Genomic DNA, 24,930 nt, shown 5'->3' with positions numbered 1-24,930 from the left:
TATACCTTTTCCTTCTTTTTTATGGATACGTAAATTTTGTATTTGGTCTAAACAGGGTTGTTTAAGGCCCTTATTTTTCTTTCTCTAAAGAAAAGGAATAATGGAAAGGAAAATGCGATTGCAATCAAAAAAGTTAGTGGAATAAAAAGCCACCAATGCCTCATTTTCAGCTTTCTAGCTTCGTACACCATCCAAATCAAGAAAGTAATGGCTACTACACTAATATCTGCACTTATGGATTTTGCCGGAAGTGTGGCATTTGCCAGTGCTATGAAATTAGCAATAGAAGTATTTTCTATAGTAAAGTAGAAAAGGATATTAAAGTACCAAGTAGCAGCGATACCTATTAGGGATAATAGTAAAAGGACAATTTCTATTACAGTGAATCTTGGTTTCATGTTAGCCTTTGTTTTTCATTTCTTGGCGTCGCATGGGCATACTATCAATCAGGTTGAAAATATCCTTAACTTTTATTGTAAAGGACTCTTTAAGTTTAACGCCACCGTCTTTTCCAATTAAAATTATTCCGGCAAAATCAATATCTATATTAAGGGCAGTGTAAACTTTTGAGGCGCTGAGGGTAGCAGCTTCCATATTGGTCCTGTATGTGGATTTTGGGGTGACTAGAAAGAGTTTTATGACCCTATCATCCATTTCCGTTTTCTTGGCATTAAATTCCGTTAATTGTGATTCAAGGCCATTGTTGTCTATCTCCGGAGCTACCAAGAGTATTATTCTATTTTTCCAACGATATGATTCTAAATCCTGACTCATTGTTAGCTGATACGAAACCAATAAAAATGTAAGTACTATTTTTCTTGCTAAAATCACTCCATAAAGGTAAACTTTAAAACAACTAAAAAGCCATTCACTTTATATGAATGGCTTTTTTAAAAATATGTGCTTTTTACTAGAGTTTAGCAAAAAGTTTTTGCATTTTTTCCTGTTCTTCTTCCGCTAGCGTAGGATCAACTAAGATCCTGCCACTATGCTCATCTGTAATAATCTTTTTTCTAGAAGCAATTTCTACTTGAACTTGTGGCGGGATAGTGAAGAAAGAACCGCCTGAAGCTCCTCTCTCAATCGGCACTACGGCCAAACCGTTTTTTACATTACTTCTAATACGTGCGTAAGCTTTTACTAATCTTTCCTCAATCTTGTCCTGATATTTTTCGGACTCCGAAAGCAATGCCTTTTCTTCCTTTTCGGTTTCGGAAAGGATAGCATCCAATTCACTTTTTTTGTGTTTTAAATGTGTTTCCCGCTCTCCAAGACGTTCCTTGGTTTCCGCAATGACCTCTTTCTTTTGCTCTATTTGCGCCTTGAATTCCTTTATGTTTTTTTCGGCCAATTGAATTTCGAGTTCTTGAAACTCCAATTCCTTGCTGATCGAATTGAATTCTCTACTGTTACGAACGTTTTTTTGTTGTTCGGTATATTTTTTTATAAGTGCTTTTGCCTCTTCGATAAGGTTTTTCTTGGCCCCTATTTCAAAATTGATAGTCTCTAAATCTGTCTTTAATTTATCCATTCTCGTTTTTAGGCCAAGAACGTCATCTTCCAAATCTTCGACTTCCAGTGGTAATTCACCTCTCACATTGCGTATCTCATCTACCCTAGAATCAATTAATTGCAGGTCATATAATGCCCTTAATTTAACTTCTACGGACGATTCTTCTTTTTTTGCCATATTTAAAAATACTTGATGGGATTTGTTATACTTTCCGATAAACGGATTGCAAAATTAGGAATTTTTTTTGTAAGATAATCAACTAAAAGATTTTTTGTAAACTGCTCAGTTTCAAAGTGTCCAATATCCGCAATTACCAATTGATTTTCTGCCTCGTAAAATTGATGGTATTTGACATCTGCCGTCACAAAAATATCTGCTCCCGCTGCTTTTGCATTTCCTATGGCGAAGGCTCCGCTGCCGCCCAAAACAGCTACTTTTTGGATTGATTTTCCCAATAATTTGGAATGTCTGACCATTTCTGTATTCATACTTTTTTTCAAGTGATTCAAAAAGTTCGTTTCGGTCATAGGTTTTTTCAGGGTTCCGATCATTCCCATCCCGATTTGCTGATTCTTGTTTTCCAAGGTCATTATTTCATAGGCTACTTCTTCGTAAGAATGATTTTCCAAAAGTGCCTGAATAACAGCTATTTCCCTGTGTTTTGGAAAGGTCACGGAAATTAAGGTTTCCTTTTCCAAATGTGTCTTACCTATTTTCCCTCTAGTAGGGTTGGCCTCCTGATCGGCCTTATAGCTGCCCATACCTTCCACGGAAAAGCTACAATCACTATAATTGCCAATATTTCCTGCACCTGCTTGAAAAAGTTTATCCTTTAGAGGGGATGCTTCTTCAACGGGAACATAAGTCGTTAATTTTTTTATGCTCCCCTCCTGGGGAATTAGAATCTTGTTGTTGGTCAATCCGAGTGTCTCACAGATTTTGGCATTTACTCCTCCAAAACAATTGTCCAAAGCTGTGTGTATCGCATATATGCTAATATTATTCTGAATTGCTTTTAAAATAACACGCTCCACATAATTCTTTCCTGTAATTTTTTTAAGACCGTTAAATAGGATTGGATGAAAGCTGACAATAAGATTACATTGATGCAAAATTGCTTCTTCTACTACATTTTCCAATGTATCCAAGGTCACAAGAACTCCATGAACTTCTGCATTTTTATTACCAACGAGAAGTCCCACGTTATCAAAATCCTCTGCATAATCCAAAGGTGCCAATTCCTCGATAACCTGTGCAATTTCGTTTACTGTCATTTTTAATAAAAATAAGGTAATCAAAGATAAAATATTATAATTTCGTTCCTGTGCCACGCTTTAGAAAACTTCTTTTTCCCATATCATTAATTTACGGCCTTGTGGTCTATCTCCGGAATTTTTTTTATGATTCGGGTGTTTTTAAATCACGATCTTTTGACACGCCTTTAATTTGTATCGGTAATTTGAGTGTTGGCGGTACGGGAAAAACACCGATGACCGAATTGTTGATCGCACAATTGAAAACTGATTTCAAACTAGCCGTATTGAGTAGGGGGTATAAGCGAAAATCCAAAGGTTTTATGCTGGCCGACGAAACCAGTTCCGTAACCGATTTAGGGGACGAGCCCTTTCAGATGTATTCCAAATTTCCTGAAGTTACATTCGCTGTGGATGCGGATAGGCGAAACGGAATTTCTTGGTTGGAAGAAAATATTTACCCGGACATAATTCTTTTGGATGATGCGTTTCAGCATAGGAAAGTGAAACCGGATTTTTCTATCCTACTTACTTCTTACGGTGATTTATACAGCAATGATTGGTACTTACCTACCGGAAATCTTCGTGATAGTAAAAACGCCGCTAAACGTGCTGATTTAATTATTGTTACCAAATGCCCTCAGCAACTTTCCGAGAAAGAAGCCAAAAAAATCATCACAGTATTAAAACCTAGTGAAAACCAAAAAGTATTGTTTACTTATTTAAACTATAGCAAAGTATTATATGGTTCGGAAGGAGAACACCTACTCTCCGAATTTAAGAATAGCAAAGTGAGTTTGGTCACCGGTATTGCCAATCCTAGACCGCTGATAGAGTATCTTGGCCTAAATGATATTTTATTTGAACATATTAACTTTCCCGACCATCATTTTTTTACGGAAAAGGAGCTTGATCTACTAAAAACAAAAGAACGGATCATCACTACCGAAAAAGATTTTGTACGCTTAAAAACAGAACTTTCAAATCTTGCCTACATACCGATGAAGCATGCTTTTTTGTTTGATGGTTTATCAATGCTCCAAGAAAAGTTATATGAATTTATGAAGCCGCGTTCTTAATTTTCTTATCAAAAATGTTCTCGCCAATTTTCTGATAAAAGATTTCCGGCTTAAAAGGTTTTGTGACCACATCATTGCATCCTGCTGCATAGAAGCTTTCCAAACTATCATCCAATGAAATGGCGGTCAAAGCGATAATAGGTGTTTGCTGATCGAATTTTCGAATCTGTATGGTAGCTTCTTCACCACTGATGCCTGGCATATGGATATCCATTAAAATGGCGTCATAGGTATTTTCTTTGGCCATGACTACCGCATCTTCGCCATTACTGGCAATATCACAGGTAATATCTTTTTTGGAGAGCATTTTCTTTGTGATGACCTGATTTATCTTATTGTCCTCTACAATCAAGATATGTAACCCTTTAAAAGTATAATCTTGTTTGGTGATTTCAAACGCAATATCTTGTTCCTCGGCTACACCATCAATACTTTTAACTTCTATTTCAAAAAAGAAGGAACTGCCTTCACCAAGCGTACTTTTTAATTCTATTTGGCTATTGAATAACTTTAAAAGACTTTTTACGATGGTAAGTCCTAGACCTGTACCTCCATATTCTCTGTTGATCTGAATAGACCCTTGTTCAAAACCTTCAAAAATACTTTGCTGTTTCTCTTTTGAAATGCCTATTCCGTTATCTTTTATTTCAAAGTAGAGCCGAGCGGTATCTTCTTCTTTGTTTTTTAGTTTGGCAATCACGGTAACCTCGCCATTTTTTGTGAACTTTATGGAATTTCCAATGAGGTTCATAAAAATCTGGGATAGTTTTAATGGGTCGCTGAACAGGCGATTTGGTATGCTTTTATCATACTCAAGTATTATTTTTGTGTTATTGGCCTTCGCACTTTGGTTCAGGGAATCTATCACCTCATTGATTACCTTTTTAAGATTGAATTCCATGTTCAACGGCTCAACTTTATTGGCATCAATTTTATTGATGTGCAAAATATCGTTGATGAAGTTTAGAAGGTAATCTCCGGAAAATTTTAATGCCTTTAGATGCTCTTTTTGATGTTCTGCAGGGTTTTCCTCTAGAAGCAGGTGCGTAAGACCCGTTACCGCATATAACGGGGTGCGTAACTCGTGACTTACCGTTGATAGAAAATTTGTTTTGGCTTCCATTGCTTGCACGGCACCATCTCGGGCAGTCTGTAATTCTTTATTCTTTGTTTGAAGAAGGTCGTTGGTTTTTAATTTTATCTGGTTGTTTCTATAAAGTGAAACCGCTAAAAGCGAAATAATGGTAAGAAAAGCAGAAGTAAGGATAGCTGTAATTTCCGAGCGGTTTTGTGATTCGGTAAGTTCTTCGATTTTCGTTTCCTGCTGTCGTATAATGTCTGTTTTTTGATTGTCCCTAATAATATCGGCGGTACGCACCTCGGTTTTTAACTTTTCGACATTGAATATCGAATCGTTTATTATTCTTAGGTTCTTCGTATTCACGAGGGCTTTATCATATAAACCTAAACGTTCATATAACGAGGACAGTAATTGGTTAGCTTCCTTACTTTCTTTCGCAAAACCGTATGTATTCGCCAATTTTAAGGCACTCTCCGCATTTTTAACACTTTCATCAAAATTTTCGGTCTTAAAATAAAGCTTGGCAAGCCCCATATAAGCCCTTGTGGATAGATAATTTGGCTCGCGTACATCGGTATTTACCACTAAGGAATTAAAATTTTTAATGGCACTTTCATATTTTTCCAAGCTTAGGTACACATGCGCCTCTGCCAATAAAATATTATTGAAAAAATTTCTATCATTGTTCAGTTGCTTGGCTTCGTTCAACATGAACAATGCCTGAAAATTTTGATCGCTCCTGTATAAAAGTATTGCTTCTACATATTTATGTATGGCGTCGCCATATGGATACGCTACATCTTTTAAGAGAACACTGGCCCTGTCCCAGTAAAACTGAGTGTCACTTTCTTTGTCCAGTTTAAGATATAAAATGGCCAATTCATGATATGTATCTATCAAAGCCTTTACATTCTCGTTTTTTTCCGCTTCACTGGCAGCTTGGTCAAGTTTTTTTAATGCAAGGTCTATTTTATCTTGATTTCGGAATTTTCTGGCTTCCTCAAAATAGCTGGCCATGTTTGTGTGGGTAAGGGAATCTTGAGACCAAACCATTGTAGCCATTGCCCAAAACAGCAAAAAGAGCGATAAATTTCTAAAGACGTTATGTTGTATGACTGACTTCAAATGTAATTTCTCTTGACCATGAAATTTAATAAATCTATTATTCTACTGCTATACCCGGTCTCGTTATCATACCATCCTATGATTTTTACCATTTTTCCAATAACAGAGGTCATCAGAGAATCAAACGTACAAGAATAAGAACTATTGTTTATATCGATTGATACTATTGGGTCTTCGGTATAGTAAAGAATATTTTTAAGCTCGTTTTCGGAAATTCTCTTAAATGTATCATTTATTTCTTCAATACTCGTATTTCTTTTCACATTGAAGGTAATATCGGTTAACGACCCATTTGGAACCGGAACACGTATACCGCAGCCTCCTATAACATTGGCTAAATCTGGAAAAATATGGGTCAATGCCTTTGCAGCTCCCGTTGTGGTAGGAACTATGGATTGAGATGCCGCTCTTGCCCTTCTTAAGTCCCTATGGGGTTGGTCGTGCAGACTTTGATCACTCGTATAGGAGTGGATAGTAGTAATGTAAGCTTGTTCTATACCACAAAGATTGTCGATGACCTTTATCATGGGAGCCGCGTTATTAGTAGTACAGGAGGCATTGGAGACAATATCATCTTGGGATTCTAAAGTTTCCTCATTAATGCCATAAACGATCATTTTTATGTCATCTTCCTCAGGAGGTACGGATAGAATGACTTTTTTTGCGCCATTTTCCAAATGATGTTTTAAAATTGTCCTTGTTTTGAACTTACCGCTACATTCTATTACGATGTCTACTGCATTTGTTTTCCAATTTATTTCTTTGGGATGCGGATGATTGGTCAAGTGTATTTCCTCTCCATTGACCAAAATACTTTTTTCTTTGGCGAAAATATCCTTTGGGAAAGTGCCGTGTATGCTATCATATTTTAGTAAATGCGCCAAAGTCTTAGCATTGGCCAAATCATTTATTGCGACCACATTTAGATGCGGATGTGCATGGAGCAAACGAAAGAGGGTTCTGCCAATTCTTCCAAAACCATTGATACCTATTCTAACATTGCGCATAGCTAAAACTATAATAAATAGATGTTAACCCATCAATAAAAGAACGATAAACTATCTTGACGAGGTCGGAATTATTTTTATCAGCAGATGATCATTGAATGTGTTTGTGCGCTTTGTAGGAAGACCTGACCAGGGCACCACTTTCTACATGTCTAAAACCCATTTCCAGACCAATTTCTTCATACTTTTTAAATTGCTCGGGAGTAATGAACTCCTTGACAGGCAGGTGTTTTTTTGATGGTTGCAAGTATTGGCCAATAGTTACTACATCTACATTGGCATTTCTTAGGTCGTTCATGGTTTCAATGACTTCTTCCTCTAGTTCGCCTAGTCCCAACATGATACCGGACTTGGTCCTGTTGATTCCGTTTTCTTTAAGATATCGCAATACTTCCAAACTGCGCTCGTATTTTGCCTGTATACGGACCTCTCTGGTCAATCTTTTTACGGTTTCCATATTATGTGAAACTACTTCTGGCGAGACTTCGATAATTCGGTCCAAATGTCTTTCGATACCTTGAAAATCAGGAATAAGTGTCTCTAAAGTAGTTGAAGGATTCATTCTTCTGATAGCTTTCACCGTTTCTGCCCAGATGATGGAGCCCATATCCTTTAAATCATCCCTGTCTACAGAGGTGATCACAGCATGTTTTATTCCCATTATTTTTATGGAACGTGCCACTTTTTCCGGTTCCGCCCAGTCCACATCTTCAGGCCTTCCTGTTTTTACCCCGCAAAAACCGCAGGAGCGTGTACAGACATTCCCTAAAATCATAAAAGTAGCGGTTCCTTCTCCCCAACATTCGCCCATATTGGGACAGCTTCCGCTAGTACATATCGTATGCAGGTCATATTTTTCGACCAAACCGCGCAATTGAGTGTATTTCTTTCCCGTTGGAAGTTTTACCCTAAGCCATTTTGGTTTTCCTTTAGGTGGAGCTACATTTTCTTTAACTGCTACGGACATGCTTATTTTTTATACAAATATACGAACTAAATAAATCTTTGAAGTGAGACCTAAGCTTAGTGTAGGGTAGGGGAAAAGCTTCTGATGAGGTACTATCTATCTTTTGTTCCGAATGATTTCGGAGAGTAATTTTTTTGCCCTTAACAACTTGACTTTAATATTGTTTACAGGTTCGTTCAAGCTATTTGCTATTTCCGCATAGCTTAATTCATTAAAGTATCTAAGATTAATGACTTCTTGATAATGTGGTTTTAATTTTTTGATATCCTGCAATAAATTGGCAAGATTTTGTTCTTTGATCAGTTGGTCTTCCATTGAGGGGGCATCATCCAGTACTTTTTTGATTTCATCCCCTCCGTGACGTGCATCAAAAAGATTACGCTTTCTTTTTCGAACTAAATCTATATGTATATTTTTTGAAATGGTAATAAGCCATGTTTTAAATACATAACTATCGTTGTAAGTATGTATTTTGTCAAAAGCCTTTGAAAATGTTTGGATGGTGATATCCTCCGCATCGTTTTCATTTTCGGTGCGTTTTAGTTGAAATCCGTAAACATCGTTCCAAAATGTGTCCAGCAGCCTACTAAAGGCAATTTGATTGCCATTTTTAGCTTTGTTGATTGTTTCTAGTATGTCTTCGGTTTTATCCAAGAAGGATTTTTTAGCAACTGCTTTTTGAAAGAGGACCTAAAACTAGTTATCGGAAATCATATCTTTTCTGCAATCTTGCTCCGTGGGAAGTTTTCCGCACATGCCGCAGGCTTCTCCGTCCTTGTTCAGAAAAGGACTCTGGCTTGCACAGGTTCCGGCAAATTTTCCATCTTTCTTGGCCCAAATCTTAATAGCGATTCCTGCAAAGGCCAAGCTTAAAAGTCCGATTGTTAGAAATATCAGTTTCATTCAAAAATTTTAAGCAAAGATATAAAAATAAAGCCCCTAAAAGGGGCTTTAAAAAGTATTGTTATGAGGGGATTAGTAAGAAATGTTCGCTACGATATTTTCAACGGTAGGATTTTGGTTTCCACCTTGAGGCTCAATTGTGATGTACCCCACAGCATTTTCCGCATAAGGTAACGCCAAGAGTTTTTGACTGTCCGCAGCTTCTTCAATAATACCCAAATTGACCATTTCACCATTGACCTCTGCCCACATCTGGAAACATTGGTCTTTAGGAAGGTTTGGCAACTTGCTTACATTGATATAAGATAATTTTTTTACAGGATTGATGTAGGCTACGGCTTTCAATTCTTTCGCCTTTTTATTTCCCATAACGTTCATTCTTTTTGTTTTGGGATTGTTCAGGACGATGAACTGGTTACGAAAATCCTCCAAGCTACTGTTCATGTTCTCCTCTAACAACTGTATTTTATTGTTGACCATCTCATTCTCCTCTTGGAGATTTTGGTTTTGGTTATAGAAAAAGACAGATGCAGTAATGGACATAACAGCAACAACACTAGCGGCAATGGCATATCTGTAAAAACGCTTTCTGCCGTTTCTTTCAGAACGTATCCTGGCCAATATTTTTTCCTTTAATCCTTCTGGGGACTTGATGGAATGCAGTTTTGCAAATGCCTCCAAATTTTCCTGTAGTTCATCATAGGTTTTCCTAACCTCGGGATACATTGCTATATAACGCTCTACTTGTAAGGTCTCGATTTCCGAAGTACTCCCTAAGAGATACTTTTCCAACATATCGGAATCCAAGAAGATTTTTATTTTTTCTTTCATCACAAAAAATTTAATAACAGTGCAACTATGGCGGGATCGTATATTTTCTTCAGTTCCCTTAGTCCTATTTTTAATCTGGATTTTATCGTGCCGAGCGGTATATCCAGCTCATCACTGGCTTCCTGCTGGGTCATACCTTGAAAAAATAATGCTTCTAACACTATTTGGTACTTATCCTCAATTTTATCCAGATTTTCACGAACGTCCAGTAATTCCGGTTTTACGCCATCTACACCTAAACTATATACGTCCGAAACATCTATTTGGATTTCCTTATCTGATTTTGTGTTGATACTTCTTAATTTATCGATAGCGGTATTTCTGGTAACCCTGAACAGCCACGTAAAAAGTTTGGCTTTGGAAGGGTCATAAGAATCCGCTTTTTTCCAAATTTTCACAAAACTTTCCTGTAGAACATCTTGCGCGAGCTCCTCGTTCCGTACCACTTTATTGGCTACTCCCAACAGGGTGTCCGCATAATTGTCGTACAACAGGGAAATAGCTTTCTCATTACGTTCTTGAAGCAACTCAACGATATGTTTTTCTAATAGTGTGCTCATAAAAAGTATTAGAACTCGATTTTTTCGGAGTAGAACATCCAAATGATACTCTCTCGCCGTATATCCACTAAACGCTAAAATATAAAATTGATTGTTAAGCGGCGTTTCATAAAAGATAAATAGTATAAGTGTGCAGCTGGTAACTGCCACTTTGTTTTTGGTTAGTTTGGTTTGGTATAACCCTCGTAATTCTTTTACGGGGGTTATTTTATTAGATTGACTTCCGGTTTTATTTTGATACCAAAAGTATGGTCTACCTTATTAATTATTTTTTTTGCCAGTTCCAATATTTCCGCTCCCGTTGCGCTCCCGTAGTTTACCAAAACCAAAGCCTGCTTATCATGCACGCCGGCATCCCCAAAACGTTTCCCCTTAAACCCACATTGCTCAATAAGCCATCCGGCAGGGATTTTATAGGCACCTTCAGAAACTTTGTAATAGGGAGCTTCTGGATTTTTTTCCAGAAACATTTCAAAACTTGCCTTAGGAACCACAGGATTTTTGAAAAAACTGCCGCTATTGCCAATTTCTTTTGGGTCCGGAAGTTTACTGTTTCTAATGGCGATTACAGCATTGGAAATATCTTTTATGGTAGGAGCGGTAATATTACTTTTTGCCAATTCTGCCTCAATAGCACCATAACTGGTATTTAATGTGTGATTTTTAGTGCTTAATTTAAAAGTTACGGAAGTAATGACATATTGATTTTTGCCTTCGTTTTTAAAAAATGATTCTCGGTATCCGAATTGGCAATCCGTTTTGGAAAATATTTTGGTTTCCAGAGAGCTTCTATGTATTGCTTCACAATTAACAAAACAATCTTTTAGCTCAACACCGTAGGCACCTATATTCTGTATGGGGGCCGTTCCCGTATTTCCTGGTATGAGGGACATGTTTTCTAAACCTCCATAACCATTTTCCAAGGTCCACAGAACAAATTTATGCCAATTTTCGCCTGCCATCGCCTTTACGGTAACGGTTTCCCCTTCTTTTGAAACAAGTTGAATTCCTTTCAAATTGATATAGATGACCAAGGCATCAATATCTTTTGTAATGAGCATATTACTACCTCCTCCAAGAATAAATTTGTTGGGATAATCTTGGTTGGCCAATATCGCTTTTAATTCAGCTACGGATTTGATTTCAACAAAAAACTTAGCCTTGGCCGCAATGCCGAACGTATTATAATCTTTAAGGGAGAAGTTTTCTTGAATCAGCATTGACCCTTATAATTTTTAAGTGCTTCCCTTAAAATATGAACCGCTCTCTTTAAGCTATCCCGGTCTAAAACATAGGCAATCCTTATTTGATTTTTGCCCAAACCTTCAGTGGCATAAAAACCTGCTGCCGGGGCTACCATGACGGTTTCATTATTCACTCTAAAATCTTCTAACAACCATTGTGCAAAATGATCGGCATTAGTAATGGGCAGTTGGGCAATACAATAAAAAGCCCCTTTGGGTTTTGCCACTTTTACGCCATCGATTTTTTCCAGTTCTTGAATCAATAAATTTCTTCTGGCAACATATTCCGTTTTTACCTCCTCAAAATAACTTTCAGGAGTTTCCAGAGCAGCTTCACTGGCTATCTGTGCATAGGTAGGCGGGGAAAGTCTTGCCTGCCCAAATTTAAGTGCAATAGTAATTACTTCTTTGTTTTTTGAAACGAGAAAGCCTATACGGGCACCGCACATACTATATCTTTTGGACACGGAGTCCACTATTATGGCATGATTGTCCAGTCCTTCCTCCTGTAAAATGGAATAGTGTTCTTTATCGTCGTACGTAAATTCCCGATATACTTCATCGGCAATCAAAAAGAGGTCATGCTTTTTTACGATTGAGGCCAATTTTTGAATTTCTTCTTTACTGTATAGATAACCTGTGGGGTTTCCCGGGTTACAGATTAATATGGCCTTTGTTTTGGGCGATATCAATTTTTCAAAATCCTCGATACGCGGTAGGGAAAAATTGTCCTCTAATTTAGAAACTACGGGTACTACTTTTACACCGCTAGCGGTTGCAAAACCATTATAATTGGCATAAAAGGGCTCCGGGATGATTACTTCGTCTCCAGCATCCGCTATAGTTCCCATGGCAAAGGACAAAGCTTCGGAACCACCGGTTGTTACAATAATATCGTTTGCGGTAACTTCTATGTTATGCTTTGCATAATACCCTGCTATTTTTTTCCTATAGGTTTCAGAACCTTCCGTCCTGCTGTACTCCAGAACCTTTAGCGAAGCATTTTTCACGGCATCCAACGCGATCTGAGGCGTTTTTATATCCGGTTGGCCTATATTCAGGTGAATGACAGCTACTCCTTCTTTCTTTGCATTTTCAGCAAAAGGCACCAATTTTCTAATAGGTGATTCTGGCATGGAACGCCCTTTTTGCGATACTGATGGCATAAAGAATTATTTTTCACAAAAGTGGTAAATCCGTAGCGATCCTACAATAATCCTAGCTTTTATTTCCTTCGCAGGGCTAATGTTAAAAGATATGCCCCAATTGAAAAAAATTGTAAATTGATGTAAATAAATCCATTAGGTATGGCTTTTCTAAAAAAATGGTTCCTATTTCTTCTAACTTCAACACTTTGTGCTGCAAGTGGCTATGGGCAATACTACCAACTTCCAAAAGGGCAGAAATATGACAAGGTGAAATTTGAATTGATCAACAATTTAATTGTAATCCCCCTTGAAGTGAACGGAACAACGTTATCCTTTGTGTTGGATTCCGGTGTTAGGACGCCAATTCTGTTCAATCTTGCCGATCAGGATTCCATAAAACTTAATGATGTTACGGAAGTAGTCATTAACGGTTTGGGCCCCGGCGATCCCATACAGGCCCTAAGTTCAGAGGGTAATTTTTTCAAGTTGGGCAATATTAGAAATCCTTCACAAAAGCTTTATGTGGTCATGGATTCAGGAATTAACTTTTCGCCCAGCTTGGGAATACCGATACACGGAATCATAGGGTATGACCTTTTTAGGGATTTTGTGGTGGACATCAACTATGCAAAGAAAGCCATTAAGTTTTTTGATCCTTCCAATCATAAACTTAAGAACCATAAAAATATGCGGACGTTCGATATTTCCGTAATTAACAGAAAAGCCTATTTAGATGCTTCAATTGCCTTGAAGGACAAAGCTGAAATTCCGGTTAAAATGCTCTTGGATACTGGTAGCAGTGATGCTATTTGGCTATTTGAGAACAATATGATCAAAGTACCGGAAAAAAATTACGATAGTTTTCTGGGCAAAGGCCTAGCGGGCGATATTTATGGGAAACGCACCAAAATCAATCATTTAAGAATTGGCGATTTTATTTTGGACGATGCAAAAACGGCATTCCCGGAAATGGATACTTTCAATGCAATTTTAAGCCTTGGAAATAGGAACGGTAGCCTTGGAGGGGAAGTGCTCAAACGATTCAATATTATATTCGATTATCCGAACAGAGAGATTACCCTAAGGAAAAATGGGAATTTCAAGAAACCGTTTCAGTATAACATAAGCGGGATAGATTTACAACATGCAGGAGTGCGGTACGTATCCGAACGCATAGCCAATGCAAACGGAATTGCTTACAGCAGTCCAGAATCCTATGGAAACGTTCAATTACTTTTAAACGGCGCAACAAAGTTGAGCCTAGTTCCGGAGATAGTGGTTTCCGGGATACGAGCGGGAAGTCCTGCCCATTCCGCAGGTCTTCGGGAGGGCGATGTTATCTTGGCGGTAAATGGAAAGCGAATTCATAGATACAAACTACAGGAAATCATGTATATGCTAAATACCAAGAAGGAAGGTAAACGTGTTAAGGTATTGGTGGAGCGTAAGAACAATGACCTATTGTTCAGTTTTAAGCTTAAGGATTTGTTCAAATAAAAAAGGCCTGCTTTCAGCAGACCTTTTCTAACATCTTTTAGAACATTTTACTTTGTTCCGGTGCCTTTTACCTCACCTTTAATTTTCAATACTTTTGTTGGCGTATCCGCATTGGAAATAACCGTTATGGCTTTCCTGATAGGACCAACTCTATTGGTGTCATATTTCACCTGAATTTCACCCGTTTTTCCTGGTAAAATTGGGTCTTCCGGCTTTTTAGGAATAGTACATCCACAGCTAGAACTTACTTTGCTGATAATCAACGGAGCATTTCCGGTGTTTGTGAATTCGAAAACTCGGACACCATCGGCACCTTTTGCGATTTCACCATAGTCAACAGTCTCTGCCTTAAATTCAATTTTAGCTGCCGTGTCCTGGGCAGTTACACTCAATCCAAGTAGACCAACAAATAATACAAGTACTATTTTTTTCATCATTTCTAATTTTTGGAGAATTTCAAAATTAAATCTTTTCAGATGAACCTCAAAATCCTTTTGTTATCCTCTAACGTTACTTATTTTTGTTTCGTATATCATTTTGAATTAAAAATCGGCTGAAATGGATAATTTAACATATCTCTCTCAGCTTTAATTTTTTAAATCGATGATTATAATTCAAAAACTGGGCCAAATATGGAAATTCCATCAAAATACGAACCAAATAGGGTAGAGGAACGTTGGTATGAATACTGGATGAAAAATAAGTTTTTTCATTCCAAACCAGATGATAGGGAGCCTTATACCATTGTGATTCCCCCGCCAAACGTGACGGGAGTATTGCACATGGGGCATATGTTGAACAATACCATTCAGGATGTTTTGATCCGGAAAGCGCGCCTAGAGGGTAAAAATGCCTGTTGGGTGCCCGGTATGGACCACGCTTCCATAGCTACGGAAGCCAAAGTGGTAGATAAACTTAAGCAAGAAGGTATCTCAAAATCGGATTTGACCCGTGAGGAGTTTTTGAAACATGCTTGGGATTGGACGGACGAATATGGCGGCGTAATTCTGGAGCAATTGAAAAAACTGGGATGTTCCTGCGATTGGGAGCGTACAAAGTTCACTATGGATGACGATATGTCAGCCTCTGTTATCAAAGTTTTTGTGGATTTATATAAAAAAGGACTCATTTACAGGGGTTTTCGAATGGTAAATTGGGATCCTGAAGCAAAAACTACTCTTTCCGATGAAGAGGTGAATTATGAGGAACGCCAAGGCCTATTATATTATCTGGCTTATAAGATCGAGGGTTCGGACGAAAAAGTTACGATTGCCACTACAAGGCCGGAGACCATTCTGGGAGATACCGCCATTTGTATTAATCCAAATGATGAAAGATACGCTCATTTAAGAGGTAAAAAGGCCATCGTGCCTATTTGCGGGCGTGTCATTCCGATAATTGAAGATGAATATGTAGATATCGAGTTTGGTACGGGATGCTTGAAGGTAACCCCGGCACACGATGAAAACGATAAGAATTTAGGAGAAAAACACCATCTAGAGGTAATAGATATTTTTCATGAGGATGCTTCCCTAAATTCTTACGGGTTGCATTACGAAGGAAAAGACCGTTTTGTAGTTCGCAAGGAAATCGCCAAAGAATTGGAAGAAAAGGGTTTTCTGGTCAAAACGGAACAGCACACCAACAAAGTTGGAACATCTGAGCGCACCAAAGCAGTTATTGAGCCAAGGCTCTCCGATCAATGGTTTTTAAAGATGGAAGATTTGGCTAAACCTGCCATTGACGCTGTTTTGAATACAGGTGATGTAAAGTTATTTCCTAAAAAGTTTGAAAATACTTATCGACATTGGATGGAGAACATCCGCGATTGGAATATATCTAGGCAATTATGGTGGGGTCAGCAGATTCCCGCGTATTATTATGGTGATGGGCAAGATGATTTTGTGGTGGCTGAAACCAAGGCCGAAGCATTGGAATTGGCAAAAGCGAAAAATCCAACGATTCAAGAATCGGACTTGAGACAAGACCCCGATGTTTTGGATACCTGGTTTTCTTCATGGTTATGGCCTATCAGTGTTTTTGGAGGCATTTTAGAACCGGATAATCCAGAGGTAAATTATTATTACCCGACCAATGATTTGGTGACCGGTCCGGATATTTTGTTTTTCTGGGTGGCACGAATGATTGTGGCGGGTTATGAGTTTAGGGGAGAACGTCCGTATGAAAATGTGTACTTGACCGGTTTGGTCAGGGATAAGCAACGTCGTAAAATGTCCAAATCATTGGGTAATTCGCCCGATGCTTTACAATTGATTTCGGAATATGGTGCCGATGGTGTTCGTGTTGGGTTGTTATTGAGTTCTGCCGCCGGAAATGATTTAATGTTTGACGAAGCGTTATGCCAACAAGGAAAGAACTTTGCCAATAAAATATGGAATGCCTTCCGATTGGTGAAAGGTTGGAAAATAGCCGATATAGCACAACCGGAAGCTGCTAAAATTGGGTTGGAGTGGTATGAAGCAAAATTCAATAAAACCTTATCGGAAATTGAAGACCATTACCGTAAATACCGAATTTCTGATGCGTTAATGGCATTGTACAAACTGGTTTGGGATGATTTCTGCTCATGGTTATTGGAAATCGTAAAACCGGCTTACCAACAGCCCATAGATAAAAAAACGCTTGCCAGGGTAATAGCTTTATTTGAAAAAAATTTAAAACTCTTGCACCCATTCATGCCTTTTCTCACGGAAGAAGTTTGGCAACATATGGCCGTGAGGGATACAACAGAAGCATTATGTGTAGCTACATGGCCTGAATTAGGTGCTATTGACAATAAACTTATTGAAGATTTTGAATTTGCTACTGAGGTTATTTCTGGCATCAGGACCATACGGAAAGAAAAGAGCATTCCAATGAAAGAAACGTTGGAATTATCGCTACTCAACGGCGAACAAAGCAGTGCAAATTGGGACGTTGTGATTAAAAAACTGACCAACGTATCAAATATATCATATGTAGACCAGGCCTTGGATGGTGCATTGAGTTTTAGGGTAAAGAGCAATGAATATTTTATTCCTGTAGCCGGAACTATTGATGTAGCTGCTGAAATCAAAAAAATTAATGAGGAGTTGGCCTATACAAAAGGGTTTTTGAAATCGGTTCAGAAGAAATTATCCAATGAACGGTTTGTCAATAATGCTCCGGAAAAAGTGGTTGCTATAGAAAAGAAAAAAGCTTCCGATGCAGAAGCAAAAATCGAGACTTTGGAAAAGAGTTTGGCTAGTTTGTCATGAGATCTTACAAACTTTTCAAAATCATTTTCCTTTATTTACTAGCGTATTCGCCACAAGTCCGCCTATGATACAAAGCAATCCTAGAAAGCTCCATAGCGTGTAGTGGTCACCAAACCAGAATATACCTATAAAAATAGTAAATACGACTTCTGTGTATTTTATGGGAGCGACCAAATTAGTACTTGCTATTTGGAAGGCTTTGGTCATGTACAATTGCCCAAAATATCCGAATATACCGAGGCTTCCCAAGAGCAACCATTCCTTTCCTATAGGCCAAACCCACGTGTGTAAGCAAAGCAATAAACCGAATATGGTGGCGGTAAACATAAAGTAGTTCACGACCACCACGGGATGTTCCGTGGGACCTATTTTACGAATGGTTATATATACAAGACCCGTAAATACCGATGCCGTAAGCACTAAGGCCAATCCCAGATTGCTCACATTGTTATCAAATCCTTTTAATATGATAACGCCCATAAAGGCTATGAAAAAAAATAACCACTGTATTGGCTTTAGTTTTTCTTTCAATAGGAATACGGCAAAAATTGCGGCGAAAATAGGGGCGATGTAACGTAGGGAAACCGCTGTTCCAATAGGCAAATATTTGAAGGACATAAAAAATAAGCTCATAGAAATGAGCCCAAAGAATGCTCGGGTCACTAAAAGCGTTTTTTGATTTCCCAAGATGGATATGTTATGTCGTAAAAGAAAAGCTGAGGCCATAATGAATGAGGTGACAGACCTAAAAAATACCAATTGAAAAGCCGGAATACGGTCCAAATATTTTATAAAAGCATTCATCATAGAAAATGAAGCGGTGCTTATGAGCATAAAAAGAAGTGCTTTTTTCAAAGGGAAGTTTCCGTTTTTTACCGTGCAAAACTACATTATTTGAAGGTAGTGTTAGGTTTGATTTTGCTATTTTATGGCTACTTCAAATATGTTTTGTAAAAATCCATATTCAGGCTTGTATGAGTTGATATAAATCAGTTTCTTTGTTTAAAATCATTCTAAATAATATTGATGCAACGAGAAATATCAAATAAAATGAGAATCTACCATAGGTATTTAGGGTTCTTTGTAGCAGGTATCATGGCCGTATATTCAATTAGCGGGGTGGTATTGATTTTTAGGGATACTGATTTTCTTAAAAAAGAATATATAGCGGAGAAGCAATTGGAACCCGGTTTAGATGCTAACGAAGTAGGACGTGAAATAAAGATTAAAAATTTAAAATTTTCGAGCCGATCAGAGGATTTGGCAAAGTTTGAAAGAGGAACGTACAACACAAAAACAGGCCTTGCTTCTTACACAGTAAAACGATTGCCTTTGGTTTTGGATAAAATGACGCATTTACATAAGGCAAAATCATCCGAACCGCTATTTTTCTTGAACATATTTTTTGGGGTAGCCCTTTTATTTTTAGTCATTTCCTCGTTTTGGATGTTCTTGCGAAAAACGCCAGTATTCAAAAAAGGAATGTATTTTGCGATTGCGGGAATAGTACTTACACTAGTACTCTTATTTGTATAACTGCCTCTTATACAATCTCTTAATATATTTTAGTTTTTAGTTAATGCGTTACGTTAAAAAGCATTTGAGTTAATAAATTACCTTGTTAACCAATATCTTTCGTGTAACACTAAAACTTAATATTATGAGAAGTCTTCTTTGGTTAGTAGCCGTAATTTGTATCATTGTCTGGTTATTGGGTATGTTAGGAATAGTCCCAGGTCTTGCAACGGGTAGTTTGGTTCATATACTCATCGTAATTGCTGTTATCGTTATCCTGTATAATGTTATTTCAGGAAAAAAACCGCTATAACGGCATGACAACTTTTATTCCGTTTTATTTACGGAAATAGGTAATAATCGATTTATAGAATTAATATTCCCTTACAGTTGCTTTATTTTCTTTGCTATCTTTAATATAAAGATAGAACTCATGGATAAAGTAACATTGTTAGGGATATTTTTTTGTGGTTTTTTTGGATTCACTCAAGAAAATACCATTGTTTTACCTTCAGAAATTCAGATAAAAACAGCAGTCTTACCTGCACCTGAAGCCGATAAAGATGGTGCAATGGTTTATGGATATAACTCAGATGGAGAATTTGTAATCTTACGTGAAGGTAACAACAATCTAGTATGTTTAGCTGATAATCCTAATAAAGAGGGAATTCAGGTTTCTTGTTATTCTAAAAAACTGGAACCTTTCATGAAAAGGGGAAGGGCATTGAGAGCTGAAGGTAAAAGCGTTGAAGAACTGAGAAAAATAAGAGGGGATGAGGTGGCCCAAGGAAAGTTGGAAATGCCCAAGGAGCCAAGTATGACTTACATCTATTTTGGTAAGGAAGATGACTATAATACTGCTACGGGTGAACTAAGGAACGGCCAATTTAGATATGTAATTTATACTCCGTTCGCTACCACTGAATCAACTGGCTTACCGGACAAACCACACGCTAAAGGAATGCCATGGTTAATGGACCCCGGGACTCACAGAGCGCATATCATGGTTGGTCCTTTTAATTAAATTTTCAGTGGTATATGGAACACTGGATAAACAGAGCTAAGACCATCAAGATAATGATGGAGCTTATTTCAATTCTCTAAGTTCGGAATTTACCAATTTCACATAAGCTTTCATGGCTTGTTCCATACTCAGATTTTGTGCCTGTATCAGCGCATTGGCCTTAAAAGCATTAATGAGCGGCGTTTTACTTCCTGGATTACTATAATTTTCATTTGCCACTTTGTAATAAGCATATAGCTTCAACAGCAGATCCGCGGGAATAGGATCTTTGTAATTGTTGACGAATTCAACGGCCTGTTGAAAATCAGTATGTAGCTTCTTCTTTTTCATTTGGGTCTACATACGTAGCAATACACGTTTGGGCGCCTTTTACTTTTTGGTTCAATTGGACATTGATTTGACAATCCAGAGGAAGAAAAAGGTCTACACGAGAACCAAATTTTATAAACCCGGCATCATCGCCCTGTTGTACGCTTTCCCCTATTTCAGCATAATTCACGATTCGCCTAGCTACAGCTCCCGCAATTTGCCTGTATAGGATATCCCCAAACTTAGGAGTGCCTATGACCACCGTAGTGCGTTCATTTTCTTCACTTGACTTGGGATGCCAAGCTACAAGGTATTTTCCAGGATGGTATTTGGAATATTTAATGCTCCCGCTTGCAGGATATCTGGTTACATGCACATTAACGGGAGACATAAATATAGATACCTGCCTCTTTTTTCCATTAAAATATTCCTTCTCTTCTACTTCCTCGATTACCACTACCTTACCATCTACTGGGGATAATATTTCGTCAAAAGTCTTGTTTGCCCTTCTTTTTGGATTTCTAAAAAATTGCAACACCAACACCAGCATTACGATTGCAAGAATTTGAATAGCCAGCCTTAACCACGGGATATCAATAAAATACTGAGCGGCGAGCACACTAGCACCGATAATAAAAAAAGTAGTCAATATAATTGCCTGACCCTCTCTATGAAACATAACTAAAAATATTAAGCGTTAAATAAGCAAAAGGAGCTGCAAAGACCAAACTATCCAACCTGTCCAGCATACCACCATGTCCCGGTAAAATAGCACCGCTATCCTTTACGCCCGCTGCTCTTTTAAGTTTGGATTCTACCAAGTCTCCCAAACTGCCTGTAACTACGATAACCGTGGCCAAAACCATCCATTGCCAAGGGTTGATTATTTGCTCTTGGGTTCCCATTATGTAGGCAGCACCTAAGGCAAAGATATAACCTCCCAATGTTCCTTCAATAGTTTTTTTTGGGGAAACGGATGGAAACAACTTAGTGCGACCTAAACTTTTCCCTACCAAATAGGCAAATGAATCATTTACCCAAATTAAAATGAAGATGCCCATAATCAATAATTTGGCAAAATCATCATCCTTGTAAGGAATCATGGTCAAGAAAATACAACCACCGCCTATATAAAAAAGACCTATAAGGAATTTTTGTAATTTATTAAAGAGCCTATCCTTTTTTGAAAAAAGATAAACCAATAATGCAATATCTACCGCAATTGTTAAAATCATCAAAATATTGACAATATTTTTATCCTTGATCAAATAGATAAATGCCCACCAAAGTGCTAGATATGCAGCAAAAATATGATACCCTTTTAAACCCACCAGACGTTTATATTCGTAAAGGCAGGCAAGACCAAAAGTCATAAATAAAAAGTCAAAAGCGTCAGAACTTAAAAAGACGGCGGACAACAAAAGAATAATGTATACTGCTCCCGTTAATGCTCTCCGTAAAACTTCACCCATACTATAAATCTTCCAAAAGTAAAAGATAAAGATTTTTAGTGCTACTTCCGTAAGTGAGGAAGTCGTCCGAGTTTTCTTGTGTGGCTTTAAAGTGTTTTAATGTGGTAATGTTGGCCGGAATTTTCGGGCCATATTTTTTCTTGATGGTCTTTAAACCTTCCCCAATAGATTCTACCAATTGGCTAGTGGTAGCGTAAACGATTACGTTACTGGGAAGTTCATTAATCTTCTTTTCGTTCAATTGATTGGAACAGACTAAAATACTCCCGTTTTGGGCCACTAAATGTTCGCAGGTCGTGAAGAAAACTTCACTTTCTTTGGATTTTTTAGTAAAGGCAAGATTTTCTTTTTGAAATTTTTGGACAAGTCTATCGTCCATCGCGAAAAAGGATTCTTTTTCCCAGTTATTTTCTTCTACTATATTTTTTAATGCTTTTGATATTTCTTGTGAAGAGATGCAGTAAATAAATTTACCTCCATTTTTTTTAAAATGAATCGTAAACTTTTCATCTACCGGAATATTCAAATCGGGCATATGTTGGCCTCTGGTCTCCGCGGTTTCTTTCGAAACCTTCTTTTTTCCACCACCGAACAATATATCTAAAAGCCCCATTAAATATTAAAAAATCCTGTTACTAAGTAAGTTGATTAAAATTTACAACGCAGAAACCGCTTAATTATTTTTCTGCAACTTCTTTCTCTTCATCATCTTGGGATATGGTGCTATCCTCTTTTTTCTTAATCTCTTCAGCTTCCAAAAGGTCTTTTTGAAAAGGTCTTTTCCCAAAAATCTTTTCCAAATCCTCCTTAAAGATAACTTCTTTCTCCAATAAACGTTCTGCCAATATGGTAAGTTTGTCCTTGTTATCCTTGAGAACTTTTATTGCGCGCTGGTATTCTGCTTCTATTATTTTTGAAATCTCCTCATCAATTTTCCTGGCTGTTTCTTCACTGTACGGTTTGGAAAAACCATAGGAATCCTGTCCGGAAGAATCATAATAGGTAAGATTGCCAATCTCATCATTAAGCCCATAAATGGTAACCATTGCCCTAGCTTGTTTAGTGACCTTTTCCAAATCACTTAAAGCACCGGTAGAGATTTTGTTAAAAATAACTTTTTCCGCTGCTCTACCACCCATTGTTGCGCACATTTCATCCAACATTTGTTCCGGCCTTACTATGAGTCTTTCCTCGGGCAGGTACCAAGCAGCTCCTAGAGATTGCCCTCTAGGCACAATAGTTACTTTTACCAAAGGAGCGGCATGTTCTAACATCCAGCTCACGGTGGCGTGACCCGCCTCATGATAGGCGATGGTTTCTTTTTCACCTGGAGTGATGATCTTATTTTTCTTCTCCAGACCACCAACAATCCTATCTACTGCATCCAAAAAGTCCTGTTTATTGACTGCTTTTTGTTCTTTACGAGCTGCAATCAATGCCGCTTCGTTACAAACATTGGCAATATCCGCACCGGAGAAACCAGGTGTTTGTCTTGCCAAGAAATCCAAATCCAGTGTTTCCGAAGTCTTTATAGGTCTAAGGTGGACTTCAAATATTTCCTTCCTTTCCCGAATATCCGGAAGGTCTACATAAATCTGACGGTCAAACCTTCCTGCTCTCATCAAGGCTTTATCCAGTACATCTGCCCGGTTGGTAGCGGCCAAAACGATTACGTTGGTATTGGTTCCAAAACCATCCATCTCCGTTAATAATTGATTTAAAGTGTTTTCACGCTCGTCATTAGATCCGGTAAAGTTGTTTTTACCCCTCGCGCGACCAATAGCATCAATCTCATCGATAAAAATAATGGCCGGGGATTTGTCCTTGGCTTGTTTGAAAAGGTCCCTTACCCTTGAAGCTCCTACACCTACGAACATTTCTACAAAGTCCGAACCAGAAAGCGAAAAGAAGGGTACTTTTGCCTCTCCTGCAACCGCTTTGGCCAATAAGGTCTTACCTGTTCCCGGAGGGCCTACCAATAATGCACCTTTTGGAATTTTACCACCCAGAGAGGTATATTTATCCGGGTTTTTAAGAAACTCTACGATTTCCTCAACTTCCTCTTTGGCGCCTTCCAGCCCAGCAACATCTTTAAAAGACGTTCGGGTATCCGTTTTTTCATCAAACAGCTTCGCTTTGGATTTTCCAATATTAAAGATTTGACCTCCGGCACCGCCTCCGCCGCCTCCGGACATTCTTCGCATTAGGTATATCCAAATACCGATAATCAAAATGAAGGGCAATAAGGACAACAGAAAATCGAAAAATGCGGTCGATTCCTTATCAAACTCAACGATCGTATCCAGATTGTTTTCCTTTTTTATCTCGGTAATCTCATTTTGAAAAATCTGTAAATCCCCGTAATCCAAAATATATTGTGGGACATTTCCAGTAGTCGGTAGAATAGATTTATCCGTTACATCCTTGTGCACGTCCTTTGCAAGTGCCTCTTTGGTAAGGAAAACTTTTGCTTGGTTGGTGTTGGTGATAATAAGTATTTTATCAATGTCACCGTTTCTTAAGTATTCCTGAAGTTCTGAGGTCGTTGTCTTCTCAGTACTTGCTAGATCTTCGCTATTAAAAAGTTGAAAACCTATCAGTAATACTGCAATTAATCCATAAATCCACCATGAGCTAAATTTAGGTTTCTTAGGATTTGAACTGTTGTCTTTTGCCATTATATTTTTTTATTGATTTATGCTACTTTCTACGGTGGTAAACTTTGCGTCTCCCCATAGCCCTTCAATGTCATAGAATTCCCGAATCTGTTTTTGGAAAACGTGGACCACTACGTTCACATAATCCATCAAAACCCACTCGGCATTGTCTTCTCCCTCAACATGCCAAGGTTTGTCTTTAATAGCTTTACTTACTGTTTTTTGGATAGAACCTACTATGGCATTCACGTGCGTATTAGAAGTACCATTACAAATTATAAAGTAGTCACAAACGGTATTTTCAATTTCTCTTAAATCGAGTAAATTTATATGTTGCCCTTTTACTTCTTCTATTCCCTCTAAAATCAATGCAATCAGTTCATCTGCGCTAGCTTTCCTTTTCTGCATTCAAAAATTTTAATTTTAACAAAGTTATTATTTTTTTGTTCTTTTAGGACTAGTTTTTAACAATAGATTATAGATTGCCC

The 24,930-nt window shown here is 37.9% G+C and carries 27 protein-coding genes; 6 read left to right on the top strand and 21 right to left on the bottom strand.

Annotated features, from left to right (window positions below):
- Positions 1-47: 47 nt before the first annotated feature.
- The 4 genes from ACKWBX_RS16925 to ACKWBX_RS16910 form a co-directional block, all read right to left on the bottom strand.
- Positions 48-398: a DUF2834 domain-containing protein gene (locus ACKWBX_RS16925; RefSeq protein WP_413969909.1), complete on the bottom strand. Its 351-nt coding sequence runs from the start codon at positions 396-398 to the stop codon at positions 48-50.
- A 1-nt stretch (position 399) separates the two neighbouring features.
- Positions 400-774: a DUF4174 domain-containing protein gene (locus ACKWBX_RS16920; protein WP_413969908.1), complete on the bottom strand. Its 375-nt coding sequence runs from the start codon at positions 772-774 to the stop codon at positions 400-402.
- Between the two features lie 136 nt (positions 775-910).
- Positions 911-1,690 carry a zinc ribbon domain-containing protein gene (locus ACKWBX_RS16915; protein WP_413969907.1) on the bottom strand — a complete coding sequence of 260 codons (780 nt, stop codon included), beginning with the start codon at positions 1,688-1,690 and terminating at the stop codon, positions 911-913.
- Positions 1,691-1,692: 2 nt separating this feature from the next.
- Positions 1,693-2,787 carry a Nif3-like dinuclear metal center hexameric protein gene (locus tag ACKWBX_RS16910; protein ID WP_413969906.1) on the bottom strand — a complete coding sequence of 365 codons (1,095 nt, stop codon included), beginning with the start codon at positions 2,785-2,787 and terminating at the stop codon, positions 1,693-1,695.
- A gap of 50 nt (positions 2,788-2,837) precedes the next feature.
- On the opposite strand from ACKWBX_RS16910, the gene lpxK reads away from it, so the two are divergent.
- Positions 2,838-3,845: a tetraacyldisaccharide 4'-kinase gene (lpxK, locus tag ACKWBX_RS16905; protein WP_413969905.1), complete on the top strand. Its 1,008-nt coding sequence runs from the start codon at positions 2,838-2,840 to the stop codon at positions 3,843-3,845.
- Here lpxK and ACKWBX_RS16900 read toward each other — a convergent pair.
- From ACKWBX_RS16900 to ACKWBX_RS16860, 9 genes are all read right to left on the bottom strand, one after another.
- Positions 3,826-6,051, bottom strand: coding sequence for a tetratricopeptide repeat-containing hybrid sensor histidine kinase/response regulator (locus tag ACKWBX_RS16900; RefSeq protein WP_413969904.1), 2,226 nt, complete (start codon positions 6,049-6,051; stop codon positions 3,826-3,828). The two genes, lpxK and ACKWBX_RS16900, sit on opposite strands and share 20 nt — an antisense overlap.
- On the bottom strand, positions 6,048-7,058 hold the full coding sequence (gene gap / locus ACKWBX_RS16895) for a type I glyceraldehyde-3-phosphate dehydrogenase (RefSeq protein ID WP_413969903.1): 1,011 nt from the start codon (positions 7,056-7,058) through the stop codon (positions 6,048-6,050). Before gap ends, ACKWBX_RS16900 begins: the two co-directional genes overlap by 4 nt.
- A 91-nt stretch (positions 7,059-7,149) precedes the next feature.
- Positions 7,150-8,025: a lipoyl synthase gene (gene lipA, locus ACKWBX_RS16890; RefSeq protein ID WP_413969902.1), complete on the bottom strand. Its 876-nt coding sequence runs from the start codon at positions 8,023-8,025 to the stop codon at positions 7,150-7,152.
- A gap of 96 nt (positions 8,026-8,121) precedes the next feature.
- Complete coding sequence (locus tag ACKWBX_RS16885; RefSeq protein ID WP_413969901.1) at positions 8,122-8,679, bottom strand: RNA polymerase sigma factor; 558 nt, start codon at positions 8,677-8,679, stop codon at positions 8,122-8,124.
- A 42-nt stretch (positions 8,680-8,721) separates the two neighbouring features.
- Positions 8,722-8,928: a membrane or secreted protein gene (locus tag ACKWBX_RS16880; RefSeq protein WP_413969900.1), complete on the bottom strand. Its 207-nt coding sequence runs from the start codon at positions 8,926-8,928 to the stop codon at positions 8,722-8,724.
- Between the two features lie 72 nt (positions 8,929-9,000).
- Entirely contained in the window at positions 9,001-9,759 is a 759-nt protein-coding gene (locus tag ACKWBX_RS16875; RefSeq protein ID WP_413969899.1) for an anti-sigma factor, read from the bottom strand.
- Positions 9,759-10,319 carry an RNA polymerase sigma factor gene (locus ACKWBX_RS16870; RefSeq protein ID WP_413969898.1) on the bottom strand — a complete coding sequence of 187 codons (561 nt, stop codon included), beginning with the start codon at positions 10,317-10,319 and terminating at the stop codon, positions 9,759-9,761. Before ACKWBX_RS16870 ends, ACKWBX_RS16875 begins: the two co-directional genes overlap by 1 nt.
- A gap of 203 nt (positions 10,320-10,522) precedes the next feature.
- A complete protein-coding gene (gene murB / locus ACKWBX_RS16865) occupies positions 10,523-11,539 on the bottom strand; it encodes a UDP-N-acetylmuramate dehydrogenase (RefSeq protein ID WP_413969897.1) in 1,017 nt (338 codons plus the stop codon).
- Entirely contained in the window at positions 11,533-12,729 is a 1,197-nt protein-coding gene (locus tag ACKWBX_RS16860; RefSeq protein ID WP_413969896.1) for a pyridoxal phosphate-dependent aminotransferase, read from the bottom strand. The genes murB and ACKWBX_RS16860 overlap by 7 nt, the downstream gene beginning before the upstream one ends.
- Before the next feature lie 141 nt (positions 12,730-12,870).
- Between ACKWBX_RS16860 and ACKWBX_RS16855 the strand changes: the two genes are divergently transcribed.
- Positions 12,871-14,208 (top strand): aspartyl protease family protein, encoded by a 1,338-nt coding sequence (locus ACKWBX_RS16855; RefSeq protein ID WP_413969895.1) that lies wholly within the window; start codon positions 12,871-12,873, stop codon positions 14,206-14,208.
- Between the two features lie 47 nt (positions 14,209-14,255).
- Here the strand turns inward: ACKWBX_RS16855 and ACKWBX_RS16850 are convergent, their stop codons facing one another.
- Entirely contained in the window at positions 14,256-14,645 is a 390-nt protein-coding gene (locus ACKWBX_RS16850; protein WP_413969894.1) for a DUF1573 domain-containing protein, read from the bottom strand.
- Between the two features lie 195 nt (positions 14,646-14,840).
- Between ACKWBX_RS16850 and ACKWBX_RS16845 the strand changes: the two genes are divergently transcribed.
- On the top strand, positions 14,841-17,465 hold the full coding sequence (locus ACKWBX_RS16845) for a valine--tRNA ligase (protein ID WP_413969893.1): 2,625 nt from the start codon (positions 14,841-14,843) through the stop codon (positions 17,463-17,465).
- A 21-nt stretch (positions 17,466-17,486) separates the two neighbouring features.
- On the opposite strand, the gene ACKWBX_RS16840 is transcribed toward ACKWBX_RS16845, so the two are convergent.
- Positions 17,487-18,320 carry a DMT family transporter gene (locus ACKWBX_RS16840; protein ID WP_413969892.1) on the bottom strand — a complete coding sequence of 278 codons (834 nt, stop codon included), beginning with the start codon at positions 18,318-18,320 and terminating at the stop codon, positions 17,487-17,489.
- A gap of 195 nt (positions 18,321-18,515) precedes the next feature.
- Here ACKWBX_RS16840 and ACKWBX_RS16835 point away from each other — a divergent pair, with 195 nt between their 5' ends.
- The 3 genes from ACKWBX_RS16835 (at position 18,516) to ACKWBX_RS16825 (ending at position 20,004) form a co-directional block, all read left to right on the top strand.
- Positions 18,516-19,001: a hypothetical protein gene (locus ACKWBX_RS16835; RefSeq protein ID WP_413969891.1), complete on the top strand. Its 486-nt coding sequence runs from the start codon at positions 18,516-18,518 to the stop codon at positions 18,999-19,001.
- Positions 19,002-19,125: 124 nt separating this feature from the next.
- Positions 19,126-19,293 (top strand): lmo0937 family membrane protein, encoded by a 168-nt coding sequence (locus tag ACKWBX_RS16830; protein WP_413969890.1) that lies wholly within the window; start codon positions 19,126-19,128, stop codon positions 19,291-19,293.
- A 120-nt stretch (positions 19,294-19,413) separates the two neighbouring features.
- Complete coding sequence (locus tag ACKWBX_RS16825) at positions 19,414-20,004, top strand: hypothetical protein (protein ID WP_413969889.1); 591 nt, start codon at positions 19,414-19,416, stop codon at positions 20,002-20,004.
- 63 nt (positions 20,005-20,067) lie between these two features.
- Here the strand turns inward: ACKWBX_RS16825 and ACKWBX_RS16820 are convergent, their stop codons facing one another.
- From ACKWBX_RS16820 to rsfS, 6 genes are all read right to left on the bottom strand, one after another.
- Entirely contained in the window at positions 20,068-20,334 is a 267-nt protein-coding gene (locus tag ACKWBX_RS16820) for an acyl-CoA-binding protein (protein WP_413969888.1), read from the bottom strand.
- On the bottom strand, positions 20,309-20,992 hold the full coding sequence (locus ACKWBX_RS16815; RefSeq protein ID WP_413969887.1) for a phosphatidylserine decarboxylase family protein: 684 nt from the start codon (positions 20,990-20,992) through the stop codon (positions 20,309-20,311). The genes ACKWBX_RS16820 and ACKWBX_RS16815 overlap by 26 nt, the downstream gene beginning before the upstream one ends.
- Positions 20,982-21,785 (bottom strand): phosphatidate cytidylyltransferase, encoded by an 804-nt coding sequence (locus ACKWBX_RS16810; protein WP_413969886.1) that lies wholly within the window; start codon positions 21,783-21,785, stop codon positions 20,982-20,984. The genes ACKWBX_RS16815 and ACKWBX_RS16810 overlap by 11 nt, the downstream gene beginning before the upstream one ends.
- Position 21,786: 1 nt before the next feature.
- Positions 21,787-22,398 carry an LUD domain-containing protein gene (locus ACKWBX_RS16805; protein ID WP_413969885.1) on the bottom strand — a complete coding sequence of 204 codons (612 nt, stop codon included), beginning with the start codon at positions 22,396-22,398 and terminating at the stop codon, positions 21,787-21,789.
- Between the two features lie 64 nt (positions 22,399-22,462).
- Positions 22,463-24,463, bottom strand: a complete 2,001-nt coding sequence (ftsH, locus tag ACKWBX_RS16800; RefSeq protein WP_413969884.1) for an ATP-dependent zinc metalloprotease FtsH — start codon at positions 24,461-24,463, stop codon at positions 22,463-22,465.
- Between the two features lie 9 nt (positions 24,464-24,472).
- On the bottom strand, positions 24,473-24,850 hold the full coding sequence (gene rsfS, locus ACKWBX_RS16795) for a ribosome silencing factor (RefSeq protein WP_413969883.1): 378 nt from the start codon (positions 24,848-24,850) through the stop codon (positions 24,473-24,475).
- Positions 24,851-24,930: the final 80 nt, after the last annotated feature.

This window comes from Maribacter algae, assembly GCF_047345745.1.
Taxonomy (GTDB): domain Bacteria; phylum Bacteroidota; class Bacteroidia; order Flavobacteriales; family Flavobacteriaceae; genus Maribacter.
The sequence above is the reverse complement of the archived record's forward strand: the minus strand, read 5'-3'. Positions and strand labels throughout refer to the sequence as shown.

Coding starts and splice junctions, on each gene's coding strand:
- rsfS (WP_413969883.1), bottom strand. CDS start 24,850: ATGCAGAAAAGGAAAGCTAGCGCAGATGAACTGATTGCATTGATTTTA.
- ACKWBX_RS16825 (WP_413969889.1), top strand. CDS start 19,414: ATGGATAAAGTAACATTGTTAGGGATATTTTTTTGTGGTTTTTTTGGA.
- ACKWBX_RS16810 (WP_413969886.1), bottom strand. CDS start 21,785: ATGGGTGAAGTTTTACGGAGAGCATTAACGGGAGCAGTATACATTATT.
- ACKWBX_RS16815 (WP_413969887.1), bottom strand. CDS start 20,992: ATGTTTCATAGAGAGGGTCAGGCAATTATATTGACTACTTTTTTTATT.
- ACKWBX_RS16880 (WP_413969900.1), bottom strand. CDS start 8,928: ATGAAACTGATATTTCTAACAATCGGACTTTTAAGCTTGGCCTTTGCA.
- lipA (WP_413969902.1), bottom strand. CDS start 8,025: ATGTCCGTAGCAGTTAAAGAAAATGTAGCTCCACCTAAAGGAAAACCA.
- ACKWBX_RS16850 (WP_413969894.1), bottom strand. CDS start 14,645: ATGATGAAAAAAATAGTACTTGTATTATTTGTTGGTCTACTTGGATTG.
- ACKWBX_RS16845 (WP_413969893.1), top strand. CDS start 14,841: ATGGAAATTCCATCAAAATACGAACCAAATAGGGTAGAGGAACGTTGG.
- ftsH (WP_413969884.1), bottom strand. CDS start 24,463: ATGGCAAAAGACAACAGTTCAAATCCTAAGAAACCTAAATTTAGCTCA.
- ACKWBX_RS16920 (WP_413969908.1), bottom strand. CDS start 774: ATGAGTCAGGATTTAGAATCATATCGTTGGAAAAATAGAATAATACTC.
- murB (WP_413969897.1), bottom strand. CDS start 11,539: ATGCTGATTCAAGAAAACTTCTCCCTTAAAGATTATAATACGTTCGGC.
- ACKWBX_RS16820 (WP_413969888.1), bottom strand. CDS start 20,334: ATGAAAAAGAAGAAGCTACATACTGATTTTCAACAGGCCGTTGAATTC.
- gap (WP_413969903.1), bottom strand. CDS start 7,058: ATGCGCAATGTTAGAATAGGTATCAATGGTTTTGGAAGAATTGGCAGA.
- ACKWBX_RS16915 (WP_413969907.1), bottom strand. CDS start 1,690: ATGGCAAAAAAAGAAGAATCGTCCGTAGAAGTTAAATTAAGGGCATTA.
- ACKWBX_RS16910 (WP_413969906.1), bottom strand. CDS start 2,787: ATGACAGTAAACGAAATTGCACAGGTTATCGAGGAATTGGCACCTTTG.
- ACKWBX_RS16870 (WP_413969898.1), bottom strand. CDS start 10,319: ATGAGCACACTATTAGAAAAACATATCGTTGAGTTGCTTCAAGAACGT.
- ACKWBX_RS16875 (WP_413969899.1), bottom strand. CDS start 9,759: ATGAAAGAAAAAATAAAAATCTTCTTGGATTCCGATATGTTGGAAAAG.
- ACKWBX_RS16835 (WP_413969891.1), top strand. CDS start 18,516: ATGAGAATCTACCATAGGTATTTAGGGTTCTTTGTAGCAGGTATCATG.
- ACKWBX_RS16925 (WP_413969909.1), bottom strand. CDS start 398: ATGAAACCAAGATTCACTGTAATAGAAATTGTCCTTTTACTATTATCC.
- ACKWBX_RS16805 (WP_413969885.1), bottom strand. CDS start 22,398: ATGGGGCTTTTAGATATATTGTTCGGTGGTGGAAAAAAGAAGGTTTCG.
- ACKWBX_RS16830 (WP_413969890.1), top strand. CDS start 19,126: ATGAGAAGTCTTCTTTGGTTAGTAGCCGTAATTTGTATCATTGTCTGG.
- ACKWBX_RS16855 (WP_413969895.1), top strand. CDS start 12,871: ATGGCTTTTCTAAAAAAATGGTTCCTATTTCTTCTAACTTCAACACTT.
- ACKWBX_RS16860 (WP_413969896.1), bottom strand. CDS start 12,729: ATGCCATCAGTATCGCAAAAAGGGCGTTCCATGCCAGAATCACCTATT.